This is a genomic window from Pseudoneobacillus rhizosphaerae, from assembly GCF_917563885.1.
Lineage (GTDB): Bacteria > Bacillota > Bacilli > Bacillales > Cytobacillaceae > Pseudoneobacillus > Pseudoneobacillus rhizosphaerae.
Map to the genome: position 1 here is coordinate 1 of NZ_CAKJTG010000001.1, position 19486 is coordinate 19486.

The 19486-nt window shown below is 34.9% G+C and carries 18 protein-coding genes and 1 pseudogene; 15 read left to right on the forward strand and 4 right to left on the reverse strand.

Annotated elements, in window-relative coordinates; genetic code table 11:
* Positions 1–205: 205 nt before the first annotated feature.
* The 3 genes and pseudogenes from LRP83_RS23350 to fdhF all read left to right on the forward strand — a co-directional run.
* Positions 206–460 (forward strand): annotated as a pseudogene (locus LRP83_RS23350) (MHYT domain-containing protein); the annotation flags it as partial.
* Between the two features lie 258 nt (positions 461–718).
* A complete protein-coding gene (locus LRP83_RS00005) occupies positions 719–2686 on the forward strand; it encodes a PAS domain-containing protein (protein WP_435531311.1) in 1968 nt (655 codons plus the stop codon).
* 160 nt (positions 2687–2846) lie between these two features.
* Positions 2847–4910, forward strand: coding sequence for a formate dehydrogenase subunit alpha (gene fdhF / locus LRP83_RS00010; RefSeq protein WP_354002317.1), 2064 nt, complete (start codon positions 2847–2849; stop codon positions 4908–4910).
* Between the two features lie 80 nt (positions 4911–4990).
* Here the strand turns inward: fdhF and LRP83_RS00020 are convergent, their stop codons facing one another.
* From LRP83_RS00020 to LRP83_RS00030, 3 genes are all read right to left on the reverse strand, one after another.
* Entirely contained in the window at positions 4991–5170 is a 180-nt protein-coding gene (locus tag LRP83_RS00020) for a hypothetical protein (protein WP_230494610.1), read from the reverse strand.
* A 161-nt stretch (positions 5171–5331) separates the two neighbouring features.
* Positions 5332–6618 (reverse strand): NarK family nitrate/nitrite MFS transporter, encoded by a 1287-nt coding sequence (locus LRP83_RS00025; protein ID WP_230494611.1) that lies wholly within the window; start codon positions 6616–6618, stop codon positions 5332–5334.
* A 218-nt stretch (positions 6619–6836) separates the two neighbouring features.
* Positions 6837–7649 carry a hypothetical protein gene (locus LRP83_RS00030; protein WP_230494612.1) on the reverse strand — a complete coding sequence of 271 codons (813 nt, stop codon included), beginning with the start codon at positions 7647–7649 and terminating at the stop codon, positions 6837–6839.
* A gap of 123 nt (positions 7650–7772) precedes the next feature.
* On the opposite strand from LRP83_RS00030, the gene ltaE reads away from it, so the two are divergent.
* The 4 genes from ltaE (at position 7773) to LRP83_RS00050 (ending at position 11233) form a co-directional block, all read left to right on the forward strand.
* Positions 7773–8789: a low-specificity L-threonine aldolase gene (gene ltaE, locus LRP83_RS00035; protein WP_230494613.1), complete on the forward strand. Its 1017-nt coding sequence runs from the start codon at positions 7773–7775 to the stop codon at positions 8787–8789.
* Positions 8790–8965: 176 nt separating this feature from the next.
* Positions 8966–10192, forward strand: a complete 1227-nt coding sequence (locus LRP83_RS00040; RefSeq protein ID WP_230494614.1) for a Na+/H+ antiporter NhaC family protein — start codon at positions 8966–8968, stop codon at positions 10190–10192.
* A 102-nt stretch (positions 10193–10294) separates the two neighbouring features.
* Positions 10295–10531, forward strand: a complete 237-nt coding sequence (locus LRP83_RS00045; RefSeq protein WP_230494615.1) for a hypothetical protein — start codon at positions 10295–10297, stop codon at positions 10529–10531.
* Positions 10532–10639: 108 nt separating this feature from the next.
* On the forward strand, positions 10640–11233 hold the full coding sequence (locus tag LRP83_RS00050) for a peroxiredoxin (RefSeq protein WP_230494865.1): 594 nt from the start codon (positions 10640–10642) through the stop codon (positions 11231–11233).
* Positions 11234–11410: 177 nt separating this feature from the next.
* On the opposite strand, the gene LRP83_RS00055 is transcribed toward LRP83_RS00050, so the two are convergent.
* On the reverse strand, positions 11411–11578 hold the full coding sequence (locus LRP83_RS00055) for a hypothetical protein (protein ID WP_230494616.1): 168 nt from the start codon (positions 11576–11578) through the stop codon (positions 11411–11413).
* Between the two features lie 168 nt (positions 11579–11746).
* Here LRP83_RS00055 and LRP83_RS00060 point away from each other — a divergent pair, with 168 nt between their 5' ends.
* The 8 genes from LRP83_RS00060 (at position 11747) to LRP83_RS00095 (ending at position 19463) form a co-directional block, all read left to right on the forward strand.
* A complete protein-coding gene (locus LRP83_RS00060) occupies positions 11747–12154 on the forward strand; it encodes a hypothetical protein (protein WP_230494617.1) in 408 nt (135 codons plus the stop codon).
* Between the two features lie 124 nt (positions 12155–12278).
* A complete protein-coding gene (locus LRP83_RS00065) occupies positions 12279–12653 on the forward strand; it encodes a VOC family protein (protein ID WP_230494618.1) in 375 nt (124 codons plus the stop codon).
* A gap of 97 nt (positions 12654–12750) precedes the next feature.
* Entirely contained in the window at positions 12751–13161 is a 411-nt protein-coding gene (locus LRP83_RS00070; RefSeq protein ID WP_230494619.1) for a hypothetical protein, read from the forward strand.
* 104 nt (positions 13162–13265) lie between these two features.
* Positions 13266–13463, forward strand: coding sequence for a hypothetical protein (locus LRP83_RS00075; protein ID WP_230494876.1), 198 nt, complete (start codon positions 13266–13268; stop codon positions 13461–13463).
* Between the two features lie 32 nt (positions 13464–13495).
* Positions 13496–14710: an alanyl-tRNA editing protein gene (locus LRP83_RS00080; protein WP_230494620.1), complete on the forward strand. Its 1215-nt coding sequence runs from the start codon at positions 13496–13498 to the stop codon at positions 14708–14710.
* A 192-nt stretch (positions 14711–14902) separates the two neighbouring features.
* Complete coding sequence (locus tag LRP83_RS00085; protein WP_230494621.1) at positions 14903–16411, forward strand: carboxypeptidase M32; 1509 nt, start codon at positions 14903–14905, stop codon at positions 16409–16411.
* A 304-nt stretch (positions 16412–16715) separates the two neighbouring features.
* Positions 16716–16946, forward strand: a complete 231-nt coding sequence (locus LRP83_RS00090) for a hypothetical protein (protein ID WP_230494622.1) — start codon at positions 16716–16718, stop codon at positions 16944–16946.
* Between the two features lie 273 nt (positions 16947–17219).
* Entirely contained in the window at positions 17220–19463 is a 2244-nt protein-coding gene (locus LRP83_RS00095) for an AAA domain-containing protein (RefSeq protein ID WP_230494623.1), read from the forward strand.
* Positions 19464–19486: the final 23 nt, after the last annotated feature.

The window sequence follows — 19486 nt, forward strand, 5'->3', positions numbered from 1 at the left end:
ATAAAGAATTCCAGACTGAAATAGGTATCTTGGATAAAATTTGAACATTTTTAGACAATTTTCTTCTTCCCTATATCCTGTGTTTCTATTACAATCGATATATATATAAATTTTCTTTATTAGGGAGGTTGATTCCCAGTTTATGACCATTTCAGAATTAACTTCAAATCCATTCATGATTTTAATCGCCATAGTGCTAACAATCATGTCTTCTTATACTGCTTTAGATTTATTTACTTTGATTGCTTCATCAAAGCGAAATAAGCGATTTTTATTTTTAGGAGGTACTTTCTCCTTTGGAATCGGGATATGGGTAATGAATTTCCTTGGGATGCTAGCGATAGACTTAGACAGAACTATTGCTTATGATGTGCCACTAACACTGTTATCAATGGTTTTTGGTATTTTCTTCACTGGTCTTGCTTTTTATACGATAATCGGGAGAAAACTACATGGTGCACAGCTATTTACTGGAAGTATGTTTTTAACTGTCGCGGTAATTTCAGTTCATGTTTTTGGGATGTACGGTATACAGTTGAAAATAAACTATGATTTAGTTATTTTTCTAGTATCCATAGCCTTAATCTTTGGATCATTTTTATTTTCACTTTGGATGTTATTCTCTTCAAACGTCTTCACCTATACTAATCAAGTTTGGTTAAAACCAATAAGTTCCCTTATCATTACAGGTGCTATTGTTGAAGGTCACTTCCTACTAATGAGAGCTTCTACTCATAGTCAGGCGAATAATATCGTTCAGCCAAATTCGTCTCCAGAAATTTTTATCTTATTTTTAGTATTAATAGTTGCTTTATTTATCCTAACGGGGTTAATAGGAACAAGTGCAATTATTAGTAAAAAGTTAGCTCATAGTGATTCAAATTTAAAAGATATCACATCCGCACTGGATGCTTCATCAATAGTAGCAATTACTGACGAGAAAGGGATCATTACCTTCGTTAATAAAAGGTTTATTGAGATTTCTGGGTATGAAGAGCATGAACTCTTGGGTCAAAATCACAATATTTTAAATTCTGGTTATCATCCTTCAGACTTTTTCAAAAACCTTTGGAAAACCATTGGTAGTGGGGAAATTTGGAAAGGTGAGATTAGAAATAAAGCAAAGAATGGATCCTATTATTGGGTTGATACAACAATTGTCCCATTTCTAAATAGAAAGGGGAAGCCATATCAATTTGTTTCGATTAGAAGTGATATTACAAATCGGAAATTGGCTGAGGAAAACGTAATCAACACATTAAAGGACATTAAAGATATTAAGTTTGCACTCGATCAATCATCCATCGTGGCTATTACCGATCAAAAAGGAGCCATTACCTATGTTAATGATAAATTCTGTGAAATATCTAAATATAGTGAAGAAGAATTAATAGGTCAAGATCATAAATTATTAAATTCTAATCATCATCCTAAAGAATTCTTTAAAGAGCTATGGAAAACTATTGGTTCTGGGGAAGTTTGGAAAGGTGAAATTTGTAATCGTGCTAAAGATGGCTCAATTTATTGGGTAGATACGACAATTGTTCCGTTTCTAAACGAAAAAGGGAAGCCCTATCAATATATTGCTATTCGGACAGATATAACCACTCGTAAGAAGACAAAAGAACAGCTGAAAAATGCATTAAAGGAAATGACTGATTTTAAATTTGCATTAGACCAGTCGGCCATTGTTGCTTTTACAGATGAAAAAGGGATTATCACAAGTGTAAATGATAATTTTTGCGAAATCTCTAAATATAGTCGTGAGGAATTAATCGGTCAGGATCATAGAATACTTAATTCTGGGACACATTCTAAGGAGTTCTTTAAAGAGCTATGGAGGACAATTGGTACAGGACATGTGTGGAAAGGCGAGATTCAAAATCGAGCTAAAGATGGCTCTATTTATTGGGTCGATACAACCATTGTCCCCTTTATTAACGAAAATGGTAAACCATACCAGTATATCGCCATTAGAAACGATATTACCGAACGTAAACGTACTGAAGAAATTATTCATCGTCAAGATAAATTAGCTGCAGTTGGTCAACTCGCAGCAGGCGTCGCACATGAAATTAGAAATCCGCTTACCTCAATGAGAGGATATACTGAATTCTTAAGTCTTGATGAAACAGACCCACAAAGAAAAGAATTTTTAGATATTATTCTTGATGAAATTGAACGTGTAAATAACATTGTCGAAGAATTTATGGTCTTAGCAAAACCGAAAGCAATTGAACTGGAAGAAAAGAATATTATTCCAGTCATTAAAAATGTTGTTTCCATGTTAGAATTTGAAGCTAGAAAAAGAAATGTTCGCCTACACTTAGAATGCCAAGAAGAAATTATTCAAGTTGAATGTGATGAAAATCGTCTAAAACAAGTTTTCTTAAACTTCATTAAAAATGGAATTGAAGCCATGCCTAATGGAGGAGATCTTATAGTTCGAACATCCATTAACAATCAAAACGTACAAATTTCGATTCAGGATACCGGAGTAGGAATTTCGGAGGAAAAGTTAAAAAAATTAGGTGAACCTTTTTATACAACGAAAAAGAATGGAAATGGTCTAGGGTTAATGGTTAGTTTTAAAATTATTGAAAGTCATAATGGTCGAGTTTATGTAGAAAGTGAATTAAACAAAGGAACAACCTTTAACATTTTACTTCCGGCAAAAACAGCCTAATAATACTTGTTCAAAAAACAGGAAATCTACTTTTCCTGTTTTTTTTATAAAATTTTTTAAAAATTTCATAAAAAGTTCACCATTCCAGTACAATAATAGACTAATATGATAATAGAGGATATTTCTCAGTTGCAAAGGTTCAAATTGGGGAGGAGATTAGGTGGAAGCTACAAAGCATGTCAAAACGGTTTGTGGATATTGCGGAACCGGGTGTGGTCTTGTATTAGAAGTAAATAATAATCGAATCACGAAAATCCGTGGAGATAAGGATGCACCTGTAAATAATGGTCAAACATGTGTTAAGGGTGCGTTTGCATATGAGTATGTTCATGCAAATGAACGATTAAAGTATCCACTTTTACGAAAAGCTGGGAAATTAGTTCAAGCTACATGGGAAGAAGCCTATGATTTTATTGCTGAAAAATTAACTCATATTAAGACAACATACGGTACAGACGCGATTTCCTTATTCGCTTGTGCTAGAAGCACAAATGAATCAAACTATGTTACCCAAAAATTTATGAGAGCTGTAATTGGAAGTAACCATATCGATGGCTGTAACCGAACCTGACATGCTCCTAGTGTTGCCGGTCTGGCAACAATGTTTGGAAGCGGTTTCCCTACGAATACGTTAGATGACTTTTACGATGCAAAAGTACTGTTACTTATGGGTTCGAATACGACGGAAGCTCATCCTATTATTGCTAATCGCATTAAAAAAGCAGCAAAGCAAGGATTAAAAGTGATTGTTATTGATCCTCGTAAAATAGATATGGTGAAAGTTTCTCATCGACATTTACAAATAGAGGTTGGATCTGATATCGCCCTAATAAATGCTATGATTCATGTCATTATTAAGGAGAATCTATATAACCCAGAATTTATTAACCAATTTACGGTAGATTTTGATTCTTTACAAAAACAGGTCGAAAGATATACCCCAGAATTTTCTTCTAAAATCACTGGGATATCTCCAGAAGAAATTGTTGAGACGGCTAGGGAGTATGCAACTTCTGGAAACTCAATGATAGCTTATACATTGGGGATAACTGAACATCATTGCGGCGTGAATAACGTTTTTGACATCGCCAATCTAGCGCTGCTAACTGGTAACATCGGTAAGAAAGGTACTGGAATTATGCCTTTACGTGGACAAAATAATGTGCAAGGCGCAGGTGACATGGGCTGCTTACCTAATCAGTTAACAGGGGCAAAAAGTATAACTGATGATGAATATCGTCTTCGTTTTGAAAAAGAATGGGGTATTCAAATTCCTTCAAAAGTAGGGGATACCCAAACGAGAACTTTTGAGAAAATGGAAAACGGTGAAGTGAAAGCGCTTTATTGTATTGGGGAAAACCCCATCCTTGCTGACGTTAATATGAATCACACACGAAAGATTTTTGAAAACTTAGAGCTGTTAATTGTTCAAGATATTTTCTTAACGGATACGGCTGAAATTGCCGATGTCGTACTACCAGCGATGTCTTGGGGAGAAGTCGACGGAACGTATACTAATACAGATCGTCGAATCCAAAGAGTAAGAAAAGCCGTGGAACCTGACCCAGGTATTAAAGAGGATTGGGAAATTCTTTGTGAACTTTCAACAAGAATGGGATATCCAATGAGCTATAACAATAGCCAAGAAATATGGGATGAAGTAAGAAGTCTTGCACATGAAATGTATGGCGGTATTTCGTATGAAAGATTAGAAACGGAGTACTCCATTCACTACCCATGCCCGACCGAAGACCATCCGGGGACATTTATTATGCATGAGAAATTTCATCAAGAAAACAATCCAACAGGTTGGAAGTCCAAATTTGTTCCTGTAACCTACACGGAACCAATTGAGATGCCTGATGAAGAGTACCCATTCGTATTAACTACTGGAAGACGCTATGAATCCTATAATACACATTTTCAAACAAGGTACTATGCACCTGGAGTAAAAGTGAAACAAACTGAAGAAACTTTAGATATTCATCCACTTGATGCAGGTAGATTAGGAATTGAAGATGGTCAATTAGTTGAAGTTTCTTCAAGACGCGGTGCTTTAACAGTAAAGGCTAAAGTAACTGAACAAGTAGTTCCAGGGCTAGTCTTTATGAGCTTCCATTGGAGAGAAGTACCAACTAACGTATTAACGATAAATGAGTTTGATCCGATTTCGGGTACCGCTGAATTTAAAGCTTGTGCAGTTAATGTGTCAATAGCGAAATAAAGTTTGAAAGGGCCTTCCATGAAATAGTGGAAGGCCCTTTCATATTTTTCCTAATAAAGTCATTTGATCTTTCCTGGTGTTTATTTCTTAATAAGTGCTTTAATTCCCATATAAATTAATACTAATGAAAAGACCAACATTGTTAAAATACCAATTATATCGAACAAACTCCCTAGGCTAGATAAAAACGGAATTTCTGGTAACCTAGTTAGAGTGAAACCAGCAATAATACAGGCTAAATAAAGTGCAACAAGATTCATCCTAAATCCCTCCTTTCCTTCTATTAGTAATATATGTACAGTGGAATAAAAACGCCCGTACTATTTATTGAATTTTCTCAAAATAGTAATAAAGTTCTACAAAAAAAAAAGACCAGCTTAGCTGGTCAGTTTAAGGGAAAAGGCTATGACATTATTTGTTTTTAACACTTAACTTCTGCATTTTTTCGTTGATAATAAAACCAGTTTAATAGGATTGCGATGATGTAAATGGCGATAAAGAAGTAGAATGCTGTTACTGGTGTACCAGTGGTTTTAACTGACCAACCAAAAAGCTTTGGTATAACAAATGAACCATAAGCAGCAAATGCGGCTGTAAATCCTAGAACAGGAGCAGCCTCCTTTGGAATAAAGATATTTGGAATCATTTGGAATGTTGAGCCTGAACCAATACCAGCTGCAAAGAATAATACTAAGAATGAAATTAAGAAGCCTGAGAACTCTTTTTGACCTATGAAATGCATAACTGATAAAGCACCGAAAGACATTACTACAAGGACGATAGCTGTTACTCTAGAACCGCCAAATTTATCGGATATCCAACCACCGATTGGTCGAGCTGCTGCAGCAATTAGGGCACCTAAGAAAGCAAGAGCAATTTGATCAGGGAATAAAGATCTTAATAATAACGGGAATGCGGCTGAATAACCAATAAAAGAACCAAATGTTGCGACATACAGTACAGACATAATCCATGTGTGTTTACGTTTTACGATAACAAATTGATCTTTTACAGATTGTGTTGCAGTTGGTAAATTATCCATTTTAAAAGCTGCGATAATCGTTAATAGAATAATAGGGATAATCCAAATAAATGCAGCATTTTGTAACCATACTTGTGAACCGTCTGGTAATACTTGACCTTCTCCACCAATGAAAGCGAATGTACTAGTTGTGATGATAAGTGGTGTAACGAATTGTACGACAGATACACCCATATTTCCTAAACCACCATTTATACCAAGGGCAGTTCCTTTTTCTTTTTTAGGAAAAAAGAAGCTGATATTAGCTACTGAAGAAGAGAAGTTCCCTCCACCTAGACCACATAAAGCAGCTAGTAATAACATGATTGAATATGGAGTATCAGGATTTTGTACAGCAAAACCAATTCCTGCTGCAGGGATGGCTAACACAGCAGTTGAGATTACAGTCCAGTTACGTCCACCAAATTTTCCTACACCGAACGTGTATATAAATCGCATTGTGGCTCCTACTAAGCCTGGAATGGCTGCTAATGTAAACAACTGTTCCTCAGTAAATTGAAAACCGATATCATTTAAGCGTACGGCAACTACGGACCAAATTTGCCATACGATAAAAGCTAACATTAATGATGGTACTGAGATCCATAAGTTCCTTCTTGCATGTTTCCTTCCTTCAGTGTTCCAAAATTTTTCATCCTCTGGGTTCCAATAATTAATTCGTGCCATGTTTAATTCCTCCATTTATGTTTACTAGATTAGTTATCACTACGATTAACTTTATAATGTAACTATAGTGATTTCCGATTTCTAGTAGTGTGAGGTTTGTCACAAAAGTAGTGAAGGAAATGTGAACACAAATCGAAAGACATAAAGTTGTAAAAATTAATACAACACAAAAAGCCTCCAATTAAAAAGGGGGTTCCTTTTCAATTGGAGGCTTAATGTTATATTATATTATTATTTTCTTCTGCCTCTGTCTCTGCCTCGAAATCGATTTCTACATTATTCTTCGATCGACTTGATAATAGGAAAGGTTTCATAAATCCCGACTTTTTGATTACATCTTGAAAGTAATCGGATGTGGACTGAAATGAACTATCGACTTTTTCGACAATGATATTTGCTCTTTCAAACACAATAGCTTTTAAATGGTCTAGCTGCCTAATGATTTTGTCATTTATAGCATCTTGTTTATCCAACTTTGACATTACAGTCTGATGATAGACATCTTGAACTTGTAGTTTTTGCTCCATTTCTTTAAGGAGCTGTCCTTGAATAATCAATTGTTCTGATAGCTGCCCAGCTAATGCAACATAACTTTCAAGCTGACTATTTGTATGACGTAATTGCTGATCTTGAAAGTTTAGTTGATCCAGAATAGCTTGATTTAATAATTGTTCATTAAGCATAGATTCATTTAATTGATCTTGATAATTTTTAATATGATCAAGGGAATGGAGAATATCCTCTGACGTTTTGCCATGACTCTCGACTTTTTCGCGAAAGAAATCAGATTGTTTCTTTTGTAGGTGCTGATCTTGGAGTACTTGATCTATCTTTTTTTCTTGGTTTTGATGAGTTGTATTAACCGTTTCGACGATTTTATTGATTGAATGTTTAATTTCTAGATTTTGATTTACTTGTTGGGATACGAATTCAGTTAGATAATTAAGTCGATAGCTGTGTTGATTTGGCAGATTGGTAGGTTTTTCAGGAGTGAAAACTCTTGAGCTAAGGTCCTTATCCTTATTTAGCAATATATACACCCCTTTCTAAAATGCCCGTTTTTATATGTTATGTAAAAGAAGGGGAAATAGGTGAATAAATTTATCGTTAAATAAGTTATAATTTTATTAAACTATGTTGGAAGGAAGTTTGAGATGATAGATTTCAGAAGTGATACCGTAACGAAACCGACAGAGGAAATGAGAAAAGCAGCATATTTAGCTATGGTTGGAGATGATGTTTATGGTGAAGACCCTACAGTAAACCAATTAGAAAAAATTGCAGCAGAGATTTTAGGGAAAGAGGCAGCCCTTTTTGTGACAAGTGGTACTCAAGGTAATCAAATTGCTGTTTTAACACATTGTCGCCCTGGAAATGAGATTATTTTAGAAGAGGAATCTCATATATTCTATTATGAATCAGGTGCCGTTTCCGCCTTTGCAGGAGTGCAGACAAGGACGATTAAAGGATTTAGAGGTGCAATGTCACCAGATCTTGTTGAAGGGGCAATTAGGGGGGAAGACCAACATTATCCTGAGACAGGCTTGATTTGCTTAGAAAACACGCATAATAGAGCGGGTGGCGCTGTTTTACCTTTGGAAAATATGAAGCAGATATATGATATTGCTGAAAGACATAATATTCCAGTTCATATGGATGGGGCACGCTTATTTAATGCTGTAGCTGCTACCAAAAGGGATGTAAAGGAATTTACTCAGTATTGTGATACAGTACAAATATGCCTATCCAAAGGTCTTGGTGCCCCTGTCGGATCAATTTTAGCAGGTAACAAAGAGTTTATTCAAAAGGCACGGAAGTGGAGAAAAAGATTAGGTGGCGGTTTAAGACAGGTTGGAATGATTGCTGCACCGGGACTTGTTGCACTTACCACAATGCGCGACCGATTGAGTGAAGATCATGAAAATGCTCAATTATTAGCATCTGGTCTAGCATCTATTTCTGGTATAAAGGTGGTAAACGAAGTGGACACCAATATTGTTGTCATTGATGTAAGTGAATTGAATATGAACTCAACCACTTTTGTTGAAAAATTAAAAGAAAAAGAAATATTAGCAGGTACTTTTGGTTCTAACTTAGTTCGTTTTGTCACGCATTTTAATGTTAGTACAGAAAATATAAAACGAGCACTGCAAATAATAACTACTTTATAGGCGAGTTGAAAAACATCAGTTTTTGTCAGATGATGCGCTTGCCTAGGAAATATCTCTAAATTTATTTCCCGATTTGAAAGGAGGGTTTTTATCTGAAATTTTCACTTAAACAGATTATTGGTCTCCTATCCGTAACATTAATCGGTGTCCTTTTAGCCGTTTCGTTTCATCAACCATTGGTAGTAGGCTTTTTACCTGGATATTTATTATTGGTTGGATTAGCAAAGGGAAATGGAGTTTCTTTTAAAAAAATTATTTTTATCAGTAAAAAGGGTGTAAAACGAACGAGTGGCGTTATTTGGATTTTGTTTCTAGTTGGTTTTTTATTACCATCTTGGTATTTAGCTGGAACAATTGATCAGATGGTGTCTGTTGCCTTACATTTTATTACCCCTCAACATTTTTTTACGTTGTCATTTGTTGTAGCCATTATCTTCTCAATGATTTTAGGTACTTCTGTTGGAACATTAAGCTCTATTGGTATACCCATTATGGGGAGTGCCATTGCGCTACATATACCCGTTGAAATTGTGGCCGGCGCATTAATTTCAGGTGCTTTTGTAGGCGACAGAACATCACCTTTTTCGAGTGCCCATCAGTTATTAGCACAAACAGTTGAAATAACAGTAAAACAACAATTCCGTGCAATGGGTGTCACAAGTATGTTGGCTATTTTATCAGGAATTTTCTTTTATAGCTTTTTAGATAATCGTTTACTTAATGAAATTCACAATCAAGTTTCCGTAAATAGGATAAGCCTATCGTTTTGGGAATTTATTCCACCTATGATATTAATATTAATGGTCATTATGCGAATAAAAGTCTTATATGCCTTTCTATGTAGTATAGTGTTTGCGTGTTTACTCGCTATGTGGAATGGAGTCGGATTACTAAAGCTAATCCTCTCATTATGGTATGGGATAACGGGATTAGGTGGTGGCTTAAAGAATATGTATTTATTGCTATTATTCCTTGGCCTAGCAGGTGCCTATAACGGTTTGCTTGAGGAACTAAAAGTGATTCAAAGCATTTTAGACCGTTGGCTTCAAACATCCTATACCATTTTTAGTGATACTCTTAAAATTATGGTGACTACATTAGGAATTACTTTAATCGCAGCTAATCAAACTTTGCCAATCATTTTAACTGGAAGATCCTTTTTAGAATATTGGTCTTCAAAATATAGTAAAGAAGAACTTGCAAGGGTAATGGCAGATTCGACTATGCTTTTCCCTGGAATTGTTCCTTGGAGTGTACTAACCATAATGTGTAGTACCATTACAGGTGTTTCCATCTTTGACTACTTTAGCTATGCTATTTTCCTTTGGATCCTTCCGATATTTACGATTTGTCTATCTGTAATTAAAATGAATCGACAAAAAGGAATTTTAAAAACGTCATAATGCTACGGTATTTATATTCTTTACCATCTCCTGTTTTTGAATACAGTTTTTACTTTTGTGGAATTGTAAAAATAAGTCGATTTTTAAATGGGGGTGGCAAATTTGTTCCATTGGGAATTTCTCCTATCTATTTTGGCTGTTATTGTGTTATCAGGTGGACTTTTATACACATTACGAGTGGCCAAAAGACAACGATATCAAGGTGAATATGATGTGGAAATTAGTGATAAGATACAAGAACACCCGATTACAAAAAACCCAGTTTTTCTAGCATATATAATAGGGCTTGGTTTAGCACTAGCTTATATGGTTTATGTTGCATTAAGTGGTAAATATTAGTAAAAAAAAAGGCTTTGTTCACTCTTTCGAACAAAGCCTTTTTATTGAACCAATTATCTGTTGTCGAATAAGTTGTAATAGCACAATAGATGTGAGGTGATTTCGAAAATGAATGAAAATAGCCAACATTTTGAAGTGGCACAACCGGATGCAAAGGCGCCATTGTTTCATGCAGAAGCATATAATAATATTGAGAAGTCTATCGTAGAAATTCAATTAAAGGATTATCGTGGTAAATGGATTGTCCTATTTTTTTACCCGAGTAATTTTACCTTTGTTTGACCAACTGAATTGGCAGCGGTCGCTGCTGTTTACCATGAATTTAAAGCATTAAATGCAGAGGTACTTGCTATTAGCACAGATAGTGTCTATTCGCATAAAGTTTATACAGAGGTTTCAAAATTATTAATAAATCTTCCATTCTTACTTGTAAGTGATCGGACACATCAGATTAGTAAAAGCTACCAGGTGTTAAATGAAAAAATAGGAGCGTCGTCCAGAACAACATTCATTATTGATCCAGAAGGAGTTATCGCTGCTAGATTAAGTAATCCTCCAGATGTAGGAAGAAATATATATGAAATCTTAAGGTTGATAGCAGGAATTCAACATAATAAAGCTACAGGAGAAGTTATTCCTGCAAATTGGATGCCAGGTCAATCAGGGGTAAAAAGGGATATTAAATGGATTGGACGTTTTTAGGAATAGAAAAAAGCCCCCATAAATGGGGGCTTCTGCGTATTGAGGCGGAGACTGCACGCCACATCGTGCATGTCTTACGACGTGTCTTCGACTTACACAATTCAGCTCATCGCTTGATAAATATAACACGGTTACCTAACGAATACAAGACAGAAATTATTTCCTTTTAAAAAAACTTTATTGCTTGCTAATTTCTTCTTCAAAATAGAAGCTTGGTTTTTCCTTTAAAGTATAAGAATATTTCTTCATATTTGCTACATAGCTAAACTTATTTATAGTAACTGTTTCTCCTGTTGTGTTTAAAATAACTTTTTCTCCTTCAATGAACTTATTGTTTTGTTTCATACTAGTCTCCTGCCTTTTAATTATTCTTCATCTTTTTGGAGAAAAACTCTATCTATCCATTCCCCTATTTATATTATCTCATACTTTTCATGAAATTTACCTAGCTCAAGTTAATTAAAAATAATAATTATGGGAATTTTTATGATTTTGAAGGGGAAATTGCCACGTATGATGAAACCTGTACAAGTAAACCTTAATAGTGGAAAGGTATTTAGATTTCCGATTAAATCAAAAGGAGTGCTATTCATGAACTTACAGGCGTGGCTAACTCCGCTTTTGACTATGGGGAGGAAAAAGAAAAAGAGTGGAAGAGGGATGATGTGGGCATCCATCATTAGTGTGATTATTAGTGCGATTGCATTGAGAGGCCTGAAGAATGGTCAAATGGAAATGCCGACAAATCCTTTGAAAAATAAAGCCTCGAAAATGAGTAATACGGTTGACATCCAAAAATTTCTAACTATGAAAGATCGGACGGTATTAGCGGAATTCGCAAATGAAATTGCGCCAAAAACGAACGAGGATATTCAAAAGGTAGCGGATAATAATAATCTTAATGAGGATAATTCTATATAATACATGAAAAGCTCTAGATATCTTTCTAGAGCTTTTTTTCTTTGATAAGACAGCTTTTTAAAAGGAATTAATGTAATAAGGGAGAATAAGTATAATATGTTCTTATTAAAGGAGGAAAATACAAATGGTGTTTCAATATGTAGGAATTGACCATATCCAGTTGGCAGCTCCTAATGGCTGTGAAGTGATGGCGCGAAAATTTTGGGGAGAGAAAATTGGATTAACTGAAATAGAGAAGCCTGAAAGCTTGCAAGGAAGAGGTGGCTGCTGGTTTGAATTTGGCCACCAGCAATTACATATTGGTGTTGAGGCAGATTTTCAGCCAGCTAAAAAAGCACATCCAGCTTTTTTAGTTAAAAATCTTGAAGCGTTTCAAAAGCATTTGGAGCAAAACGATATCAAAACAAAAGAAGATGCGCCTATTGATGGAAGAACTCGCTTTTTTATTAGCGATCCATTTGGAAATAGAGTTGAATTTTTAGAATACCAAGTCAAATAAATGGGAATCCTCTTAGTCACATAATGTGATGATAGAGGCTTTTTTTATTAATTAATAATTGTATTATTTGTGAAAAATGGTACTGAGGTGAAGGCTTTTGAATAAAGTTGGAAAGTATGCCCAAAGGGAAGATATGGACGAACTTCAGTTAATGAATATGGTTTTTGAATTGGCTGAGAGGGATCGTATGCTAATGTGGTTGCAAGGGTATATCGATACAGTAATAGAGAAGATGCCGACATTTGCCAAGAGTATTTTGCAAGAGAGAAAGGTGAAATGGGAGGACACTAAAGAATATGTCCGTGCTCAAATTGCAGATATCGGAACACAAGAAGAGTTTATCGAAGCAGCCAAAAAAACAAGAAAAGAATTTGCCCTGTTTATAAAAGAAAACTATCCACAATTTCAATCTTTATTATTTCGGTATTATGACGGTCATTTAAACGAATTAGATCTCCGTAAATTCGTCTATCATAGAAGATTTGGTCAAAAAAAATATATGACATGAAGTTTTAGGGTTTTTATCCTCCTCGCAAAATATGTAGCAATATGTTATATTTTGTCTATCAATATGCTACCACTTTGCTATTATGGAGATACGGGGGTGAAAATGTGACTGAACCAACAAGTAGAATTCAACTTAATATGCGAATTTCGAAGGAAACTTCAATGAAACTAGATGAAATTGTTGAATATTATCAACAAAACACAAAGCTTGGAAGAATTTATAAAGCTGATGTCTTAACGGATATTATTGATAAATCGTATGAGCTAATGAAAAAGCAGATGAGTATGTCGAAAAAATACTAGAAATTCGGGTGGAATTTGAAGGGACCTATTATATGGAGATTAAAAAATTATTTTATCAAAATTCTTACATACAGACTTTTACGTCAAAAATAATAAAACAAGAAATAGATGAAAATGGTCTTTGGTATATCGTGCTAGAAGAAACGGCATTTTACCCAACTGGCGGTGGACAACCTTTTGATACAGGAACAATAAATAACATTCGTGTATTAAATGTAGAAGAAATCGATGGCGCTATTCGGCACTATTTGGAAACACCTGTTATAGATACTAAGGGGAAGTTGGATGGTCAAATTAACTGGGAACGACGATTTGATCACATGCAGCAACATGCGGGACAGCATATTTTATCTGCTGCTTTTGATGAGTTATTAAATTATAAAACAGTTAGCTTCCATTTAGGTGAAGAAGTATTAACCATCGATTTAGATATTGAGGAACTAACCGAAAATGAAGCAGTCATTGTTGAAAAACGTGCCAACCAAATTATATTAGAAAATCGTCCCATTCAAACCATATGGGTTTCACAAGCAGAATTATCACAATATCCACTTCGAAAACAACCAAAAGTAATGGAAAATATCCGACTAGTGATTATTCCTGAATTTGATTATAACGGGTGTGGCGGAACTCATCCGAGTTCAACAGGACAAGTCGGAGCGATAAAAATTTTAGATTGGGAAAAACAAAGAAAAAAGATTCGTCTCCGATTTATATGTGGTAATCGAGTGTTACAACAATTTCATATAAAACATCAAATACTTACTCAGCTTACCAAGTTACTGAATGCTCCTGAACAAGGGATGATACAGTCGTTAGAACGGTTATTAGAGAGTGTGAAAAGTTCAGATAAGCAATTAGAAGAGGCTCGGCAAACACTTCTACAATTTGAAGCAAGGGAAATGACCAAAACACAGCTAAAGATAAATGGACAAGGGGTTATTACCAAGGTAGTACAGAATCGATCTTTAAAGGACTTGCAACAGCTTGCCCGTATCATTACCAATTTGTTAAATGAAGTTATCGTCTTCTTAATATCAGAAAATGAATCTCAGCTCCAAGTCGTAATCGCTAGGGGATCAGGCCAACAGGTAAGTATGAAAGAATTGCTTGCAGATATACTTCCTACTATTAATGGTAAAGGTGGAGGTAATGAGGTTATGGCACAGGGTGGAGGAGATTTGGTACTTACAGGTAACGAACTATTAGAAATAGCTTTAAAGTCCATTGCTATTCCACAAGTTTAAAACCTCCAAATAATTTTTTTGGGGGTTTTTTGCCTGACCTTTATTGTGGGAATTATAGGGAAAAAATATTGATGAGTTAGGGTTCATGTGTTTTAATTAAATAAACTGAATAGTCATTTTGTTTTAGCGTAATAGGATAAACCTGGAAGTACAGGTTTTAGAGAAAATCTTGTCATAGCAGGAGGAATATAAATGATTACAACAAAATCAGCACTGGAACAATTTAAGGAATTAGATGAAAAAATCACCCATTTATCGACTGTTTCGGCATTAGTTGGATGGGATCAAAAAGTGATGGCACCTAAAAAAGGAAGAATGCTATTCTCAAAGGCATATTCAACTTTAGAAACGGAAATTTTTAAATTAATGATTTCGAAAGAAATGGGAGACTATTTAACAGAATTAACAACGAATAAAGATAATTTTGATGATGTTACTAATGCTAGAATTCGTGAACGAAAGATTTTTTATGATAAATTTAAAACGATCCCTACTGATTTGTATCAAGAATATTCGACGTTAACATCAGAAGCAAACCATATATGGGAAGAAGCACGAGCTAATAATGATTTTAATCATTTTCTTCCATATTTAGAGAGAATCATAGAAATGAAAAGAAAATTCGCAGAGCTATACGGATATAAAAGTCATCCATATGATGCCTTATTAGATGAATTTGAACCAGGTTTAACAGTTGAAAAATTAGATCCACTATTTGCCGAATTACGGAAGGTAAGTGTTGAACTATTAAAAAGAATTCAACATTCATCTACCAAAACTCCGGAAGAGATTTTTGAAAAAACTTACAGTGTTGAGAAGCAAAAGGAGTTTAATAAGTATATGCTTCCAATTATTGGATTCGACATGGAAGCTGGAAGACTTGACGAAACGATTCATCCATTTGCACAGCCTATGAACACTGGCGATGTAAGAATAACAACAAGATATTTAGAGCATAACGTTAGATCAGCTATTTTTGGAACTATTCATGAAGCTGGTCATGGGATATATGATCAAAATATTAATAAAGATTTTGAAGGAACGGTTTTACGGAATGGTACATCCTTTGGTATCCATGAATCACAATCTAGGTTTTTAGAGAATATGGTTGGAAGAAGCAAGGAATTTTGGAAATATTTTTACCCTACTTTACAAAGTTATTTTACAGAACAGTTAGGTGAAACCACTGTAGATGATTTTTATAAAGCGATAAATACAGTTAAACCTACTTTCATTCGAGTGGAAGCAGATGAATTAACCTATAACCTTCATATTATGGTTCGCTATGAAATTGAAAAAGGCTTAATCGCTGGAGAGTTCATAGCCAAAGATCTACCAACAATATGGAATAAGAAAATGGAAGAATATTTGGGGATTATTCCGAAAAATGATCGTGAAGGAGTACTACAGGATGTTCATTGGTCATTTGGTGGACTAGGATATTTCCCATCCTATACATTAGGGAATTTATATGCAGCACAAATATTAAACACGATTGAACAGGAAATGCCGGAATTTTATCAAAATATTGAATCGGGAAGATTTGACTTAATTAAAAATTGGTTGACATCTAAAATCCACCAATATGGAAGCCTTATATCACCCTATGAATTAATTGTGAAGGTTACAGGGGAAGAGCTTAATGCTAAGTATATGGCTGACTATTTAAATACTAAGTATTCAAAAATATATGACCTGTAAGAGGAACCTTTCGAGGAGTAGTTTTCAGAAGCGGTAAATAGTCACTATAAGTTTAAAATTAGTTATTTGAATCAAATTAAAGCATACAAAGAAAAGCATCGAAAAATTCGATGCTTTTCTTTGTATGGTTCCATTAGAAGAGTTAGAGAAGAAAATATAAAATAGTATTAATAATTCACATTAGATTCCTATTTAACGAAGTTGACAAAATTAATGTATTAAAAAGTGATGTCAGTCACAAAATTAAACAGTTGGTTATGTCAAAATAAGGTTAATTAATCAATTTACGAATGGGGGTTGAATTGTGAAAAACTACTATCTTCTTGAAGTATTAGACGGGGTATATTTTGTTCAATTTAAAGGAAATAAAGATTCTTTAGTATATTCGGTTGATCAGGAAGAAGCTTGGAAGACTTCAAATTTACAGGCTGCACAAAATATGAAAATATGCTTAATGAGAATTTATAATATTTCTTCTAAAGTAGTAGTTTATGATCAATACCCTATGGAAGGCGGAGGCACTTTATTTGCCTAATTTGAAGAAGTTAGAACGAACGCTTATCTTTGATTAGATAAGTGTTTTTTTATTGAAAAAAAAAAGCGTCTGACAAGTCAGACGCTCCGTCCCTTCTGGTCCGAACTGGTTAAGTGTCCCGCAACAAGCGAATGTTCCAGAAGGGACATTATTATTATATCTGAAATTACAAAAAATATGCATATGTTAGGTTTTATTTATTAATAATGATATTCTTTAATGAAACTCATCCTTCATTGAATCTGAAGTTATGTAAGTAAAGGAAGATAAAGTATGATAAAAAAAGTTGGAAATTTAATTAAAGAATGGCAAGATGCACTACAAGCAGAAATAAACCATCTACAGAAATATGGCAGTAGTAAATATGTACTGATGAATGGAAGATTACTTTCGGATAATGATATGTTTTCCTACTATTTTGAAACAACTCAGTCCATAAAAGTACCGATTGGTGCTAGCATCCGTATAGAATGGGGTTCAATGAAAATTAAGGGGAGGATTTTATCCTCTGAAGGTAAAAGTGTAATCGTGAGTTTAGAACAAAATATAGGCGATTTACTATCAGAGGTACATCTTTTTCATGATCCATGGGAATTATTAGAGCAACTGATTGAAAGGCTAGATCATGTTAAGAAAAGTAAGGTTAAACGCTCTCGGATTAAAAGACTTATGAATCCAAACGAAGTAGCGAAGCATCCAACTAACAACATTAAATCAAATGTTCACGAGCTGATGCTCAGGTCTCAATATAACCCAGTAACCTTTGTTTGGGGACCTCCAGGTACAGGGAAAACGTATACTCTAGCCCGGGTGGCTGCTAATAAATATTTTAATCATAAAAGAATACTCGTTATGGCCCATAGTAATCAGGCGATAGATGTATTAATGGCTGAGATTTCTGCTTTTATTAAAAAACAAGGACGTTTTAAAGAAGGAGAGATACTCCGTTTTGGTAGACAATCCAACAATCAATTATTCCAACACGCCTCGATTACATCACTTCAGCTGCTAGAAACCTTTCATCCCGATTTAGCCAAACAAAAGGAGCAATTAATAGAAGAACGTCGGGGAGTGAAAGGGGATTTAAACCGTTCTTTTAGTAAACGGGACTCTGACCGCCTCCTCGAATTGGAGACGAAATTATCGAGTATTTTAGAAAAAACTCGCCAAAAAGAGGTTCAATTTCTTAAGGAAGCAAAAATAGTTGGCGTTACCATAGCGAAAGCGGCAAGTGAACAAGCCATATATGAGGATGATTTTGATTTAGTCATTGTAGATGAGGTAAGCCAAGCTTATGTGCCTCAACTGGGTTTTGCAGCTAGCCTTTCTAAAAGAATCATCGTCTGTGGTGATTTCAAACAGCTGCCGCCCATTGCAGTGGGTAGAAATCCACTTATTGGTGAGTGGCTTAGGGAGGATATATTTCATAAAGCTGGAGTTACACACACATTTAATAAAGGTGAGCTACATCCACATTTACTCTTATTAAAAGAACAACGTAGAATGCACCCTGATATTTCAGCGTTTACAAACAAGCATATTTATCAATCACTAGTATTTGATCATCCATCTGTAATAAAATCACGACAAGAAATAATATCAAAAAGTCCCTTTCCGAATCAAGCATCAGTATTGCTAGATGTCAGCAATTCGGGCGAAAATTGTATAAAAGAGCGATCATCGAATTCTAGAATTAATCCTTGGCAGTTATTAATATCCTTTCAGCTTCTTTATGAAGCGTTTTTAGGAGGGGCAAGGTCAATTGGATATATTACCCCTTATAGAGCCCAGTCAGTCCTTATGGAAAATTTATTAGAGGATATTTTTCAGAAGGAAAGGGCTGAAGCGGATATTATTTCAGCAACCGTTCACCGTTTCCAGGGGAGTGAAAGGGATGTTATGATATTTGACACAGTTGATAGCTACCCAGAAAATCGTCCAGGCATGCTGTTAATCGGTAATGATAGTGAACGATTAATCAACGTAGCGATTACAAGAACAAAAGGAAAATTTATTCAAGTTAGCGATGCAACATACGTCAGAAGCAAAATAAGTACAGGAAAAACAATAAGAAAATTAGTTGATCATCAACTCCATCACAGGCAAAAAATTGATCAACACGAAATTGGTAGCTGGATACAAAATCAACACCCCTATCTTAAATGGATACATGCACGAAAGCTCGAACAAGTTTTCACTGATATAACGAACGCAACAAACTCCATTGTGCTTTCATATCCGAGTTCGGAAGGGTTAAATCCAGAATGGTCAGAGTTATTAAATAAACGACCACAAGGTGTGGAGCTTTCGTTTGTTTCACCCGAAATGGATTCGAAGTTAAACGCAAATCATTGGGTTCCAGACTTAATACCATTTCCGTTTGTGTTGATTGATCAACGAATTTTGTGGTTAGGTCTTCCTTTAGAAGGTGCAAAAAGAGTAAAACCTCCGTACGTTGCTGCGCGATTGCATTCTGAATCAGTGGGTCAATACATTTTTGCCCAGGTTCCGATTTAGTAGTTTATATTTTAAGGAGTAAA